General features: G+C 59.5%; 11 protein-coding genes, 1 pseudogene and 1 CRISPR repeat array. Of the genes and pseudogenes, 4 read left to right on the top strand and 8 right to left on the bottom strand.

Annotation, left to right across the window (positions count from 1 at the left end; genetic code table 11):
* Positions 1-611: 611 nt before the first annotated feature.
* Together E0E00_RS06550 and E0E00_RS14345 are read right to left on the bottom strand one after the other, a co-directional pair.
* Positions 612-1,511 carry a hypothetical protein gene (locus tag E0E00_RS06550; RefSeq protein WP_130811753.1) on the bottom strand — a complete coding sequence of 300 codons (900 nt, stop codon included), beginning with the start codon at positions 1,509-1,511 and terminating at the stop codon, positions 612-614.
* A 15-nt stretch (positions 1,512-1,526) separates the two neighbouring features.
* A complete protein-coding gene (locus tag E0E00_RS14345) occupies positions 1,527-1,685 on the bottom strand; it encodes a hypothetical protein (RefSeq protein ID WP_165443588.1) in 159 nt (52 codons plus the stop codon).
* 332 nt (positions 1,686-2,017) lie between these two features.
* Between E0E00_RS14345 and istA the strand changes: the two are divergent.
* From istA to E0E00_RS06535, 3 genes and pseudogenes are all read left to right on the top strand, one after another.
* Positions 2,018-2,866, top strand: a pseudogene (istA, locus tag E0E00_RS15355) (IS21 family transposase); the annotation flags it as partial.
* A gap of 625 nt (positions 2,867-3,491) precedes the next feature.
* On the top strand, positions 3,492-4,259 hold the full coding sequence (gene istB / locus E0E00_RS06540; RefSeq protein WP_242622172.1) for an IS21-like element helper ATPase IstB: 768 nt from the start codon (positions 3,492-3,494) through the stop codon (positions 4,257-4,259).
* 550 nt (positions 4,260-4,809) lie between these two features.
* Positions 4,810-5,199, top strand: coding sequence for a hypothetical protein (locus tag E0E00_RS06535; protein ID WP_130811752.1), 390 nt, complete (start codon positions 4,810-4,812; stop codon positions 5,197-5,199).
* A 118-nt stretch (positions 5,200-5,317) separates the two neighbouring features.
* Here E0E00_RS06535 and E0E00_RS06530 read toward each other — a convergent pair whose 3' ends face one another.
* A complete protein-coding gene (locus E0E00_RS06530; RefSeq protein WP_130811751.1) occupies positions 5,318-5,656 on the bottom strand; it encodes a hypothetical protein in 339 nt (112 codons plus the stop codon).
* A gap of 477 nt (positions 5,657-6,133) precedes the next feature.
* Between E0E00_RS06530 and E0E00_RS06525 the strand changes: the two genes are divergently transcribed.
* Positions 6,134-7,882, top strand: a complete 1,749-nt coding sequence (locus tag E0E00_RS06525; protein WP_207302687.1) for an IS1634 family transposase — start codon at positions 6,134-6,136, stop codon at positions 7,880-7,882.
* Between the two features lie 75 nt (positions 7,883-7,957).
* Positions 7,958-8,520: a CRISPR direct-repeat array (repeat unit 36 nt; unit sequence GTTTGATTACCAGTCAGATCGACACTGCGCCAAAAC).
* Positions 8,521-8,571: 51 nt separating this feature from the next.
* Here the strand turns inward: E0E00_RS06525 and csn2 are convergent.
* From csn2 to cas9 (E0E00_RS06505), 5 genes are read right to left on the bottom strand one after another with little or no spacing between them, the layout of a single operon-like run.
* Complete coding sequence (csn2, locus tag E0E00_RS06520; RefSeq protein WP_130811749.1) at positions 8,572-9,255, bottom strand: type II-A CRISPR-associated protein Csn2; 684 nt, start codon at positions 9,253-9,255, stop codon at positions 8,572-8,574.
* On the bottom strand, positions 9,252-9,560 hold the full coding sequence (cas2, locus tag E0E00_RS06515) for a CRISPR-associated endonuclease Cas2 (protein ID WP_130811748.1): 309 nt from the start codon (positions 9,558-9,560) through the stop codon (positions 9,252-9,254). The genes csn2 and cas2 overlap by 4 nt, the downstream gene beginning before the upstream one ends.
* Positions 9,561-9,583: 23 nt before the next feature.
* On the bottom strand, positions 9,584-10,465 hold the full coding sequence (gene cas1 / locus E0E00_RS06510; RefSeq protein WP_130811747.1) for a type II CRISPR-associated endonuclease Cas1: 882 nt from the start codon (positions 10,463-10,465) through the stop codon (positions 9,584-9,586).
* Positions 10,452-12,476 carry a type II CRISPR RNA-guided endonuclease Cas9 gene (cas9, locus tag E0E00_RS15180; protein ID WP_371683397.1) on the bottom strand — a complete coding sequence of 675 codons (2,025 nt, stop codon included), beginning with the start codon at positions 12,474-12,476 and terminating at the stop codon, positions 10,452-10,454. The genes cas1 and cas9 (E0E00_RS15180) overlap by 14 nt, the downstream gene beginning before the upstream one ends.
* On the bottom strand, positions 12,466-14,601 hold the full coding sequence (gene cas9 / locus E0E00_RS06505) for a type II CRISPR RNA-guided endonuclease Cas9 (protein WP_256386416.1): 2,136 nt from the start codon (positions 14,599-14,601) through the stop codon (positions 12,466-12,468). Before cas9 (E0E00_RS06505) ends, cas9 (E0E00_RS15180) begins: the two co-directional genes overlap by 11 nt.
* Between the last annotated feature and the right edge of the window lie 133 nt (positions 14,602-14,734).

Below are 14,734 nucleotides of genomic sequence, written 5' to 3'. Positions count from 1 at the left end.
CATCGATCCTCTTCCCGAGCTCCTCCAGGCTGCCGCCCTCCCAGTCCCTCCCGCAGGACATCCCGTTCTTCATGGTGCCGAAGAGGCCCCCCAGGCGGGAGTTGTCGGGAGGGCTGCCCTTCCTCGACATCGAGCGGACGACTCCCGCCTCCTCGCAGATCGATATCCACCCGGGCCACCGGTGGTGGCATCCGCAGTCGCTGCGGACGACGAGGTGGGCCCTCTCACCGGGCCCGGTAAGCCTGATGGCTGCTTCCGGCATCGAGTCGGCCATCTCGGCGCTCGGCGAGGTCGACGTCGCCCAGCTCACGATGGAGCCGCCGGAGCAGTCCGGGACAGGGGAGAGGCAGGGCTTGCCGGCGGGGACCGAGAACTGCGTCACGTCCGCGGGCCACAGGAAGCTGGGAAGCCCCGCCGCAAGGTCCTGCCTGACCTTGTCGCCCGGATGTTCCGTGACCTCGCCCGCGCAGGGGCTGCAGCGCCGCCTTGGCTTCGTCCTGCCCCGGGCCTCGAGCCCCTCCCCGGCCATGATGCGGGCGATCCTGCGCCCCCCGATGGCCTCGCCCCCCGCCTCGGGCCCGTCGTGGATGCGGCGCCTTCCGCAGGTGCCGTCATTGGCGTCGAGGACCCCCGAGATCCTCCTGCGGGCCCCCCTCGCCCCTGTCGGGGGCGCGGGGCGCCCCCTGCTGGCACTGGTAGCCTGGCCGGGCCATCCCGGGCGCCGAGGGAGGCTCGCACGGCCCCCGTTTGGGGCGCGGGGACCCGATCAGCAGGGTCTTCTCCCTGTTCGCGGGCTCGCTTGCCGGGTCGGCGCCCGCCCCCTTCCCCAGGGCCTCGAGGGCACCCTCCGTGATGTCGCGCCTGAGCCCGGGCCCCTCGGGCTCGGCCTCGGGCTCGGCCTTCCTGGCCTCGAGGGCGGCGGTGCCCGCCTGGGTCGCAGGCGACCTTCCCCGCGTCCGCGCAGGCTTGCTGGGGCGGCCTTCGGACATCGGGGGCTCCTCCTCAAGCAGCCCGCGCCTCCACTTGCAGAGCGCGGATCTCGTACATCCTACCAGGTCGGCGACCTCCTGGGCGGACGATGCCCGAGATGCCGGGGCCCTGGCGGCAGCGGCCTTCTCGGACGCGTCGAACACCCCGGGCTGCGTCGCCCCTCTCTCGCCGGGCGCGTACCCGTCGATCCGCCCGGCGAGCCTCGCCGTGCACTTGGGGTATCCAAGCCCGCGCCTGGCGGAGGCGTTGCACCTCCCATGGGTGAGGCAGTGCCTGGCCGCGGCCCCCTTCTGCTCCAGCGTGCATTGCCCGAGGCTGCGGTCCGCGAGCCTTCCTCCGTTCTCCTGCCACTCCCCGTGCCAGCTCACCAGCTGTGCGCGGCTGGGACATCCGAGCTCCCGTATGGTTGCCGTGGCCTTGAGGCCGTACTTGATGTAGGGCTCGACCGCCCTTGTCCTCTGCCCAAGGGAGCACGCGCCATCCTCCAGACGCCATCGTCTGGTACGGATTTCCGGTACCACCCCCAATTCCGCAACTCAGAGGCTATCAAACACAGGGACCCTCCCGACCCTCACGTGCAGCTCGTCCGGGGCGCCGTCGCGCCCCTCGAACCAGACGTCCTCGACCCTCCACTCGGGGCCGAGGCCCATCGACCTCTCGAAGGGCTGCGCGAGTATCCCTGCCTGTGCGTCCATATCGCGCCTCCAGAACGGAGCCTCCCATCGGGACGAATCCTACCGTGCGGAGGCCACACTCTCAAGGGGATGCAGGTGTGCTACCCACCATAAGTGACGAAGAGCCCTTCTTTTGCTGTCTCGGGGGTGGCTTGGCGCACGTCCAGCCCGAGCCGCACGCGCCCGGGCTGTGTTTGATAGCCTCCTAATTGCACAAAAAAGCAGAGCGGCTTTTCACTCGTGAGCATGAAAAAGTTTCACAGATAGGCAAGGGGGACACGTCCTGGCACCGCACACATTGCCATGCTCGATTCGCAGGGCCCAACCCACGGGTCGAGAGGCAGGAAAGGAAGATGCTGGACATGTCCCAGATAGAGAGGATGCGCGACATGCTCGCGGATGGCTATACGCCGACGGAGGTGAAGGGGACCCTCGGAGTGCCGTACCCAACGATCAGGAAGTACGCTCAGGAAGACGACTTCTCGCCCCAAAGGCCCAAGGCCTCGGAGCACCCGAGCGAGCTCGATCCCCACAAGGCCCCCATCGGCGAGACGCTCGAGGAGGACCGCCACTGCCACCACAAGCAGCGCCACACGGCCAGGCGCGTCTTCGGGAGGCTGCGCGCGGAGCATGGCCTTAGCGGCAGCCACTCCACGGTGCAGCGCTACATGAAGGAGATTCGCTCCAAGGGGCCGAGGGGCGAGTCGGTGAGGCTCGGATGGGACCCGGGCACCATGCAGGCCGACTTCGGGCAGGCCGACTTCGATTATGCCCTCGGCGGCGGCAGGGCAAGGATGCACTGCCTGCCGATGTCCTTCCCGTACTCCGACCACGAGGTGTGCGAGGCCTTCGCGGACGAGAAGGACGTCTGCGTCTGCCAGGGGCTCAAGGACTGCTTCGAGCACATCGGGGGCGTCCCCCCCGTCATCGCGCTCGACAACGCCACCGAGGCCGGGAGGAGGTGGCGCGACGTGATCGTGGAGTCCGACCTCTTCCGCCGGCTCAGGCTGCACTACGGCTTCACGGCCCGCTTCTGCAACCCGAACGCCGGCAAGGGGAAGGGAAGCGTCGAGGGCAAGGTCGGCTGCACCAGGAGGAACCTCTTCGTGCCCGTGCCCGAGGCGGACGACCTTCGAGACTACAGCCGAGGGCTTGCCGAGACGCTTGACGCCCATTCCGAAGAGCAGCTCCACTACGAGAAGGGACTCGGCTGGGCCGCCCCCTTCCAGGTTGACAAGGCGCATCTTCTGCCTCTCCCAAAAAAGCCCTTCGACGTCGTCAAGTGGGCGTCGTGCACGACCGACGGCTACGGAAGGATCACCTTGGACGGCTGCCATCGCCACCTGGCGTCACCCTCACTCGCATGTGTTTCGCTCACGGTGGGCGTGCGCGCCTTCACGGTGGAGATGGACGCCCCTGACGGGACGCCGCCAAGGACCTACCGCAGGCGCTCCGGCAAGCTCTTCACCTCCGACGAGGACCCGCTGGCACTGCTCGAACCGCTTTCGATGAAGACACGCGCCCTCACGCAGCCCAGCGTGTGCGCGCTGTTCGACGAGGATGCGAGGGACGCCTTCGGCTCCATGGCGACCGACGAGCTGGAAGGCCGGGTCGAGGTGATCCCGAGGCTCGCACAAGCCTATGGCGTGGGGATCACCGCCCAGGCGTTCTCCGGGGCGCTGCGGGCCACCAGCAAGATGCGCCCCGCCGATGTCGAGACGTGCTGCGCCAGGATCCGCGCGCAAGGCACCAGAGCCAAGGCGGCGCGCGAGCTGGGCACCAGGCTCGCCGACTACGACGGCTTCATGCTCGGGGGAGGCGATCGGGATGGCCAGGCTGCCGCAGAGGGTCGATGCGCGCTACGAGAGGCTGGAGCGCGCCGAGCGCGAGGGTGGCTCCGTCCTGCTGTCGAAGGCGACGATGCGCTACGTGGCCGAGACGGCCACCGATGGGCAGTTCGCGTTCTTCGAGGATGCGCTCGCAAGGGGGTACGCGCTCAGGCACCAAAGCCGGATAGCGCGCCCCAAGCGGCAGGCGAGCTTTCCCTCGCAGAAGGGCCTCGATGGCTTCGAATGGTCGGGGATCGTGTTTCCCCGCGGCTTCACGAGGGACGACATGCCCTCGCTTGCCTTCATCGACGCCCACGAGGACCTGGTGCTCTTCGGGGGACCAGGCAATGGCAGGACCCATACCGCGATAGCCTTGGGGCCGCTCGCCTGCGGAGAGGGCAGAAAAGTCGCGTTCTGGTCGACGGCGGAGCTGGTAAGCGAGCTGGGGCGTGCGAACAAGGAGGGGACGGCACAGGACGCGCTCAGGAGGCTCGGCAGGTGCGACCTCGTCATCCTGGACGAGTGGGGGTACCTTCCCACCGATCCCGACGGGGCAAGGCTTCTGTTCCGGGTGGTGTCGATGTGCTACGAGCGGATCGCGCTCATCCTCACCACCAACATCGAGTTCTCCGGATGGGGCGAGATCCTTGCCGACGACGACATGGCCAAGGCGATGATGGACCGCATCGTCCACCACGGCAGGCTCGTCACCTACGACAGGGAGTCGTACAGGGTCAAGCACGCGCTCATGCGCGGGGAGTTGTAGGAGAAGAAAGGATTGGTGCCAGGGCGACGCTCGTGCGTGAAGAATCTTCACGCTGACGTGTGAAACGAACGGATGCTGTTTTGTGAAACGAGAGGTTGACGAAACACACCTCCTTCCCCAGCGGCACGGGACCCCCCTTGGGGTTCGGGCCGCGCCTCCTGCGCCCGCCGGGCGCGCGCCCGCCTACCCACCCGCATGGCGCCTCCCCGCCCCTGGGGCAGCCCAGCGCCCGCATCGTCCTGGCTGGGCCCTTCCCGTGTCCGAGGCAGTGGGCTGCGGCGGCCTTCGCCCGCCCGTCCGAGTGCGTGGGTCTGCGGCGACGGCCCCTGCCGACGGGGACCTCGCCAGCCGGCTCGCATCCCTTCCGCCACATGCCTAGGGTGCGCCGGCTGGGGAAGCCCGACGCGGATGCGGCATCGGCGTGGCTGCAGTCGAATCCAATGAGGGTCCCCGTCGCGAGCCTCCTCTGCCCCTGGCCGTGCATGCGGTCCTCCCCCTGGTCCCGTCTCGGTCCAGGATTCCCACCGCAGCCCCTTCTGCTCAAGAGCTATTGACAAAAAACAGCTCGCTCGCGGGGGTCGTCGACGGGTCGTGGGTCTCGACCGACGACCACACCTCCTACGCGCGCATCCTCCCGTCACTCGGCGTCGCCGAGCACGTCGCCACCGCCGGCCGGGACGCGAGGGGCGGCGGGCTCGGGCTCGTGGACGCCATGCGCCAGAGGCCCAGGCTCTTCCTCGCCCCCTTCCACGGCGTCTCGACCAAGTGGCTGGGCCGCTACCTCGACTGCTTCCGCTGGCTCGAGCAGGCCTGGCACTCCGACGCCGACCGGAGGGAGACCCTCTCGGGCCAGCTCGCAGCAGGCAGGTACGCGCACACGAGGCGCGCCCTCATCGACGAGCCCCAGCCGCTCTGGGACTACTGGGAGGCGAGGGCGTAGGTCAATCTTGGTCTAACAGAGAGAACGGAGTCTACCTCACCGCCGACGATCGCGCGGTTTGATTACCAGTCAGATCGACACTGCGCCAAAACCGATGCCTGGACTGCATGGCCATGGTCTAGCTTGTAGCCATAATCGATTTGGCCTGCATGACAAAGCGCTGAGCATCTTTGACGTGCTTACGGTCGACTTCCATAGCCCAGAAGAAACCGTCTCCTTCAACAGTGACGTATTTTGTTCCACCGGATTTCTTTTTCACAGCAAGCGCAAACACACCGAGTAACGCCACGCGGGTGAGCGTGATTCGTTTTTCAAGATCCTGCCCGTCTTCTAGCGAGACGCTATGGATAGGTCCCCATGAGCTATATCCAGGATTCCTATCAGGGTCAGACGAACCATACGCTATGCCAGTCTTAAAGAGCTGCATAACGTCTTTGTCAATGCCTCTGACCTCCATGATTGCCTTTAATTCGGATCTCATGTCTTTTCTTTCTCCTTTACTGTTTGATTACCAGTCAGATTGACACTGCTCCAAAACGCTTCTCATCATTTGTATTAGTTGTCACCGACTGCTCCCGGCAGACGGCCCTTCGCTAAAAACTGGATTTACGTTTCATGTCGAGCCTTCCCACTTACTATGTTATCCTCTCCATCCATCTGGTGCGGTGTAACTTAGTTTGATTACCAGTCAGATCGACACTGCGCCAAAACGGTGGAGCTTGCGCTGACAAACATCGACCTGTTTGATTACCAGTCAGATCGACACCCGTCTTTAGGATTTAGCACCAGGATTTTCTAGGATCAAGAGCATAGACCTTCGCAGCAGAAACCAGCTTTGAGCTGGTTTTTCTTGTATCTGAGCTGGACTTGACAAGGGGACTTCTGCTAGAATGTCTATATGGTGCTATGGTGCTTGTTCAGATGGGGGGCTACCTTGGCCTACTTCCTCAAGAAGACGAAGAGCAGGCGTGGGCTCTACCTTCAGATCTACGAGAGCCACTGGGATCCCGAGAGGGGGCACACGGTCAACAGGTCCGTGAGGGCCCTGGGCTATGAGGATGCGCTCAAGAAGTCGGGCATCGAGGACCCGATAGCCCACTTCAAGCGCGAGGTGGGCAAGATGAACGCCGAGCGCAGGGCCGAAAGGGACAGGCAGGGGGCCCGCGAGATATCGGACAGGCCGGCCGAGAGGCACCTTGGCCACTTCGCCCTCAAGGCAGTAGACGATGCCCTTGGCGTTGAGGGCGACCTTGCCTTCCTGCAGCTGCCGGCAGGCTTCCGCTTCTCCCTCCACGACCTGCTCTCCTCCCTGGTCCTCGCGCGTGCCGTGGCGCCCCGCTCGAAGTCGAGGACCTTCCACGACGTGCTGCCCGAGATGGAGGGGATAGGCGGCGCCTTCACCCTCGAGCAGCTCTACTGCGGCCTCGCCTTCCTGGGAGAGGAGTACGAGAAGGTCATCGAGATCTACAACGGGCGCGTGGGCAGGCTCTTCGGCCGCAGGGCCCAGACCTCCTACTTCGACTGCACCAACTTCTACTTCGAGACAGGCCGCGAGGACGCGCTCAGGAGGAAGGGCCCCTCCAAGGAGCGCAGGCCCGAGCCCATCGTGGGGATGGGACTTCTGCTCGACGAAGACTGCATCCCCATCGCGATGAGCGTGTTCCCCGGCAACGAGAGCGAGAAGCCGCAGCTCAAGAAGGTCATAGGCGAGCTCAAGAGGAGAGGGGCCATAAGGGGCAGGACGGTGCGGGTCGCCGACAAGGGCCTCAACTGCGCGGACAACGTGGCCGACGCCGCACTTTCGGGGGACGGCTACCTCTTCTCCAAGTCCATCAAGGCGCTTCCCGAGAAGGAGCGCGCCTGGGCGCTTGCGGATACAGGCTGGCAGGACGTGGTGGACGCCTCGGGGACTGTCCTGTGGAGCTACAAGGAAGCGCGCGATGACTTCGACTACAAGGTCACAGATGCAAGCGGCAAAAGGAAGATGGTCTCGCTTCCCGAGAAGCGTGTGGTCACCTTCAGCCCCACCCTCAAAAGGAAGCAGACCTACGAGATAAACAGGCAGGTGGAGAAGGCCAGGGCCTTGAGGCTCGCAGCTGCCAAGAGGTCCGAGTACGGCGACAGCGCCAGGTACGTCACCTTCACGCCCATAGACGAGGAGGGCGAGGCCAAAGACGGCGCCAAGGTCGCAGTAAGCCTCAACCACGATGCCATCGCCAAGGCCAGGTCCCTCGCAGGCTACAACATGCTCGTGACCTCAGAGACTGCCATGGCAGCACGCAAGGTATGCGACACCTACCACAGGCTCTGGAGGGTCGAGGAGAGCCTCGGGGTCATGAAGTCCGAGCTCGATGCCAGGCCCGTCTACCTGCAGAGGCAGAGCACGATAACCGGCCACTTCCTCGTCTGCTACCTCGCGGTGCTCCTGGTGAGGCTCCTGCAGGTCAAGGTCCTAAAGGACCGCTTCTCCTCCGAGGACGTGACGGGGCTCTGCCGCGGGCTCAACGTGTGCCAGGTCTCCGACAGGAGGTACGTCAACGTGTCCAGAAGAACCCCCATCATCGAGGAGCTGGCAGCAAGGACCGGGCTTCCCCTGCTTCACTTCAACCTCACCAAAGGCGACATCAAAGCGATTTCGTCCTGCACGCTCAAGATGCTCCAGGCAGAGCATGGGGCCTCATAGCACCATAAATGGGGTCGAAATACCAAAGTCAGGTACTATGTTATCCCCTCCATCCATCTGGTGCGGTGTAACTTAGTTTGATTACCAGTCAGATCGACACTGCGCCAAAACTGGAGCATGAGCAGGGACGCCGGGCGCATGGTTTGATTACCAGTCAGATCGACACTGCGCCAAAACCTCGAAGTCGAACTCGTTCCTGCCGCGCTCGTTTGATTACCAGTCAGATCGACACTGCGCCAAAACTGTCCGTGCTGGCGCTCATGGGGGTCGAGGGTTTGATTACCAGTCAGATCGACACTGCGCCAAAACTGTGGATATGACATTGTCAGATTACGAGCGGTTTGATTACCAGTCAGATCGACACTGCGCCAAAACTCCCATCCCTCCGTGAGCAGCATAGAATTAGTTTGATTACCAGTCAGATCGACACTGCGCCAAAACCGCGTCATCGAGCATGTCGCGCGACCTCCGTTTGATTACCAGTCAGATCGACACTGCGCCAAAACCCATGCCCCCATAGCTCGTTGTTGCCCATAGTTTGATTACCAGTCAGATCGACACTGCGCCAAAACTTGCGATTATGACGAGCATCTCACTCCTCCGTTTGATTACCAGTCAGATCGACACTGCGCCAAAACATTAGCCCAAATTCTCCACTGCAAGAGACGTTCAGATCTGGCTGGACAGCGTTACCAGCTCTCGATAAAATCCCGGTCTACCAGCCTTTTCCTTTCGTGCTCAAACGAGAGCCCATCCTGTTTGTTCTCCAGGAGAAATACTTTCGTTTTTTGGAAATATACCTGCTCGAGGAATAGCTCAAAGTCATTTTCTGATAAAAAAGTCTTGAGGTTCACAAAGATAAAAGCCCTTTTCTCGCCAGCGTCAAGTGCCAAAGAGAGAAAATTCAACAAGTTATCAAGGAACGACTTGCCCTCCTGATAGCTTACTCCGAAACCCGCAAACTTGAGGTAACGTTTGAAATCCCACTCCTGAGAGAAGCCGAAATCAGCGTTCATCCCAAGCTCCAGAGACAACAGCTGGGCGTTAATCGACCTCTGCAATTCCTCTATGTGGCGTCTCAGGTCTTCGTCCTCCAGATATTCACGCTCCATTCGCTTGACAATTGTCCCCATAAGTCCACGCTCATCCCATGGAAGCCTCAGAGGGTTATCAATGACCAGAAGAGCTTCTGCTGGTTTAAGCTCGATATCTTCATCCCAAATGGTATAGGGCTCTTCCGCACAGCGTCCCTCACTTGACATGAAGGAACGCGCTAGCCTCGCAAAAAGCGCCGAGTTTTCTACCTCAAGAGTAGAACACTCCCCCTCAGAGAGCTCTATCGGGTTTTCAAGGCCAGCAAGCACGATTCTCATAGGATGAGCAGCTCCTCCATCGTGTCGACCTCATCGTATGCCTTGCGATTTCCCGTTATGTATTCCATCGTCGCAAACTGGGCTTCCGTGACCTTCAGCACCTGCACAAGGCCTTCCGGTGGACGATTCTTGCGCAATCGTGCGACCGCATGGCCAGCAGCCCCATCGTTTACCACCAGCTTTGCGTATACAGACTCCTGGAGAGGTAGATAACCGTCCTTAAGCAGGAACTTTCTGAACAAGCGGTAGTTCTTTCGGTCCTTTGCCGTATCGACAGGCAGGTCAAAGAAGCATATGAGCCTCATGAATCTCGCCCTCGTCTCCCCACTCATACGACATCGAATGGCTCGATAGCGTCGACGGATAGACGCCGTGAGAGCGCATCTAGGCAGTCCTTCACATACAGGGAAACAACGGACGAGACCCTATATGCTCCTCCCCTATACGGAACCGCCTGGTTAAGCATATCGACCAGCATCAGTTTGTCATCCTTTGTGAAGTCTCCCTCAACGTTGTCGAAAACGATTCTGTCGACAATTGGTCTGAACGGTTCCATGAAGTCGCAGCTCAAGTTGAACTGGTTGAAATCGTTATGGTGACAAATTCCCTCTTGAGTGAGATAACCTCTGGAAACAATCTCCCGGTTAACCGTTGAGAGCAGCAGAGCGTACCCATAGTTAAGGGCTGCATTGATAGGCGTCTCGTCATCACGTGAGAAATCAGGACCAAATAGTGAACGGAAGTACAGGTGAGCCGCATGTGCCTCACGATGCGTGCTATCCCCTGAGCGCACCTCATCCACAATTCTCTCTAGCTGTGCTGCGTCATCCTCGCGCGCTCTAACGCCCAGTACGCGTGCCTGGTGGGCTATCTTGTCCTTGATGATCCTCTGCCACACCTGCTTCTTCGCTACTAGTCCCCATGCAAGCTGTTCATCTATACGTGCGACCGTATTGTGTGCGCCATAGAGGGGCAGGAACTGACCAACGGGATCGTGGCGCTCGTCAGAAACAACAAGGGATATCTTGACCTTGGCGAGTTCTGACAGCAGATAGGCGCTGACGTACACCTGGTTTGTATGCAGTACTAACGTCTGGAACTCGGAAAGGTGGACCTTGGTCGTGTCGTCCTCTTTGCGCACGACCATGTAGCCACCCTTGTAGGAGAGCTTGCTGGGGCTCTCGATGACAATGCTCCTAAAGCCCGACACGAGTTCTCCTCTCAAACATACCCGTCACGGACTGGTCGATGATGAAGAAGTTATCTGGTACAGAGTACCTTGCGGGTCTCAACCTGCCCGCCATCTTTGCGCCGCCAATCGAACTGAGGTTGATTGGCAGAGACTTCTTGTTGCCACGGCAGATCAACAGCAGCTTCTCAATGAGAGATTTCTTTTCATCATCAGGGAGATTTGCAAATGAAGATGCGTGAGACTCCAAGGAGAGACTCGCATCCATCATTGAGCAGCTGGAAGCCTTCAATCTTGTTGCGATGGCTGCATACGCAGTAGTTAGCGCCTCGCCATCGGCGGCAGCGCCACTCACGATACCGTTGAGCACTTTCATCTCTGAGAGTGAAAAGGCCAGCTGAGAGGCATCTTTCATTTCCTCTCCGCCCGTGACCAATAGGCGGCTACCGTCAATCTCCACCAGCTGGTCCTTCAGCAGACGCCTTGCCCTGATAGAGACGAGTGAGAGATTCTGGCTTGCTGCCACACCCTTGAGATATTCATCAAGGTAGCTTGGATCCTTGCCTATTGGTTCCAGGATGAACACGGGAACTTGAACGAGCTTGAGTACACGCTTGTTGCGCTTGTCCACCGCTTCAAAGATTGCAAAGTATGCGGCAGTCTTGTTGTCGTACCCGCCAAATCGGAGAGGGTCGAGCCCATCTTTCAGCGGAAGCTTTGGGCATTTCCGCTTCGCGATGGGATTCGCATTCCAGAACGCCCCGGTATCGATGTACGGCATCCGCGAGATATAACACTGACGATAGTCGAGCGCCTTGCGAATGCTCTCGACCTCCGTCTCGGCATCCCATTGATCCTGGAAGATTTCGCCCGTCTCTTTGTCAAAACCGGACGTCATGAAGCTGTTGACAACAAAGCCCGCCGATCCCGGCATCTGGTGTGTACGGTTGAAAAGCTTTGCCTGAGAGCTCACGTAGTCCTTGACCACACGGGCATAGCCAATCGGGTTGTCGTAAATCCCGGGATGACGCATCTGGATGAAAAGGCCAATACGACAGGCGAGATAGGCGTCATGAGCATGATGGAAGTCATTGGCCTCCCGACACTTGACAAGATTGGCAGCCTCGCGCAGGTTGTGAGACATGCTCGCCTTCACGGGAATGATTCTCGTGCCCTGGTCAGCGTAGCGAGCCTCAAGAAGTGACTGTGCAAGCTTGACCATCTGGGACGTCTCGACAAGCTGACGGGCCACAAAACCTTTCATAGCTCCTTCGGTAATCCTTGAACGCATCAGGTTGTTGAACTTTTTGTCTCCGATGAGGTCAGCGTCGTGAAGGACCCGCCACCAAGGAGCCATCCTCCGCCTGACCTTCTCGTCAATCAGCAGTTCATCAGTCTTCCTCTGATTCTCCTCGCGGTAGACCAGAGCCTTGTTCTCCAGACTGTCATCCTTTATATAGGCACGGGGAATGATATGGTCGACTTCGTAGAGGCCTGCGTTCGGGAGCTGGTTAATGTCAATGGGGCGCCCCGAGTAAAGGCACTTGCCTCGCTGCATGAAGTAGAGAGTGAGACGCTCATCCAAGTCCGCAGGCGAGGCTGCACTAATCTCGTCCCAAATCTTCGGATCGTCCCTTTTGAACGCCTCAAGTGCCTCTTTCAAATGGTCATAGCGACGCTTTGTACGCTTGCCCTTGTTCTTCTCATCATCATCTCGCGTCACCTCGATGAAGATGTTATCGGGAGCGTGACCCGCAACGCGCACAATCTCGTCTACGATGCGGATGGCTTGGTTTAGGCTCCTGCGAATCGCAGGAGACCCAGGAAGGTCATTGACGCCCATGTCGCGGGCATGCTCACCGTAATATGCCCTATTCGCTGCATCGATGGCCTTCTGGAAGCCAAGGTCCTCATCGTGCAAGACCTCCATCAGTACCATCGCTTCACCCGCATGGTGTGTCGAGTTTGGATTGCCCTCGCGCAGGACGTCCATGATGGATACTCTGCGACCATTCTGAGCATCAACCCTTATTCCACAGAGAAGTCTCTCGGAGAGCCTCCCCCCAGCCCGTGAATCGCTTCTTGCAGATGGCCTTGATCTGGGCGGCGTCCAGCAGGCCGCTGCCGGAGGGCCCGAATTCGCTCTCGAGCTTCTCCTTTAGAATCGCACGGTCCTCAAAGAGGGTGTTCCAAAGGATAATCGTCTCAACATCCTCGTAGAGCTTGGAACCCGGCTCGATATCATCGACGTGGAAGACGTCCTTTGTGAAGAAAATGAACGAGCTGAGCTTTGACTCGAGCGCCGACTCGCCTTGGCCACCCTTTGCGCGGGCATTCGACCATCCCTGCTGGGCGAGCCAGTCGGCAATCTTATCGTACGTGACCCGCTTGGACTTGTGAAACAGATCGTTGACTATGTTATTACGCTGCTCGGCATCGAGGCGATGCCAGTCATCGCCATCATTGCTCCAACGCACTCCGTTTAGCTCGTTGAGCACGCAGAACTCTTCGTAAAGAAGGCTGCACTTCGGCAGGGTCTTCTCGCCCGCCAGATAGGTGCAGTCACCCGTCATGCGGAGAATGAACTTCTCGGCACTCCTGTTCTTGTCGATAACCTGGTCCCAGTTCCAAGGCGTGATGGCAATGTCCTCCATACCAGGCTTACGCTCCGACCACTGGAAGCGGTTCTCACCATGCGCGTCCTTGCGCGCGTTCTTGTCAGTAAGGGGGCCTACGTAATATGGGATGCGGAAGGAGACGAGACTCTCAATCTTCTTGGCGTCGCGCTTGAGAAATGGATAGAAGCGTCCCTGATTTTCGAGGATTGCCTTGAGCTCCTCGAGATGAAGTTGGTAGTAGATAGCTCCATTGTCGCTCGTCTTAAGTCTGCGGAGGAATTGCTGCCTCTCGAAGCGGCTCATCATGTCCTCGTAGCGCGCGTCGTCCTTGGCGCCGGTATCCTTGAGAAGCTTCTCAACTTCCTTCTTGAAGTCGTCATACCCGGTCTTGTGGAGGTTGTAGGCCGTGTAGCCCTGTGCCTTATCGTAGCTGTAGTCCCCTGAGGGGTCATCGGGATTGAGCTCGTGGTAGGTGGGACCGCGGAAGAAAGCCTTGTAAACGTCCTTAGTGCAGTACTCCTTTACCAGCGCCTTGAGCATCTTGAGATCTTCCTGGTAACACTCATATTTTTTGACCATGTTGGCAGAGATACTCTCGCCAGGGGCATAGGAGAGCAGACCCTGCAGCACATAGGCAGAGTAGACGCCGCAGAGGGCATCAAGCAAGTCAGCGCAATCGTCAGGGCATGCCTCTTTGAGCGTATCGAGGTCCTCCTCAGCACCAAGGGAAATCTTGGTCTTCTCGCAGGGGAACTCACCGAATACATTCGTAAACTCCACGGTCAGTCCGGGCATCGCACTGGCAAGGGCAGTGGATGCCTTCTTTGGGTCTATGTCCGAGTCATTAACGGAGGAGGTAGATAGGGCAACGAGAGGTTGGATTTCCTTAGAAAGGGTTGAGCGATTCAGCCCCTCCTCGTTGAGAAGGAGCTTGGCAAGCTGCTTGCTCTTGTCGGCGGGTTCCTCCAGTCCCCGAGCAGCACACCATTCCGTTAGCGCAGCATAGAATTCCTGGGCCGCTTTGGAGGGATTGGCATCCTTGGACTTAAGGTTCTTCTCGTCCTGGCGAAGGAAATTGCCGCGGTGCTTGACGATATTATGAATCGCAAGGTAGACGAGCCGAAGATCGGCCTTCTCGTCCGTCTTCATAAGCCATTCGCGAAGGTGGTAGATGGTTGGGAAGAGTTTGTAGTAGTCATCTATCGTGAAGTCGCTGCCGTTGAAAATGGGGTCACCGTCCACAAGACGGGACATGTTGAGACGCATAAAGAACCCGGGGTCGACTCTATCCATTTCGTCTTTAAAGAGGTCTTGGAGAAGGTCGAGACGCCAACGACGTCGCACATAGCGCCGGCGCTGGCTCCGATGAGTCCGGGCCTCCGATGCCGGCTTAGCGCTGTCAAACAGTCTGCTTCCCCATGTTGGCTGCTTCTTGAAGTGAAGAAGCCGACCATTGGCATCGACCACGGACCAACCTACGGAACCCGTTCCCATATCGAGACCTATGCTGTAGCTCCCACCGTAGTTCCTGAGATTCATGACAACGCATCCTCTCGTCCGTGGTACAGTCATATTGTCTTCCGATTACCAGTCGGATCGACACTGCGAGTCAAAATACGGCTTTGCCAAAAATGTCCGCCGTTGGTGGACGCCCCGTAGGGGGTACTTTGAC

It is taken from the genome of Olsenella sp. Marseille-P4559 (genome assembly GCF_900605015.1).
GTDB lineage: Bacteria > Actinomycetota > Coriobacteriia > Coriobacteriales > Atopobiaceae > Tractidigestivibacter.
Note: the sequence above shows the minus strand (reverse complement) of the source record. Positions and strands in the feature narration are given on the sequence as shown.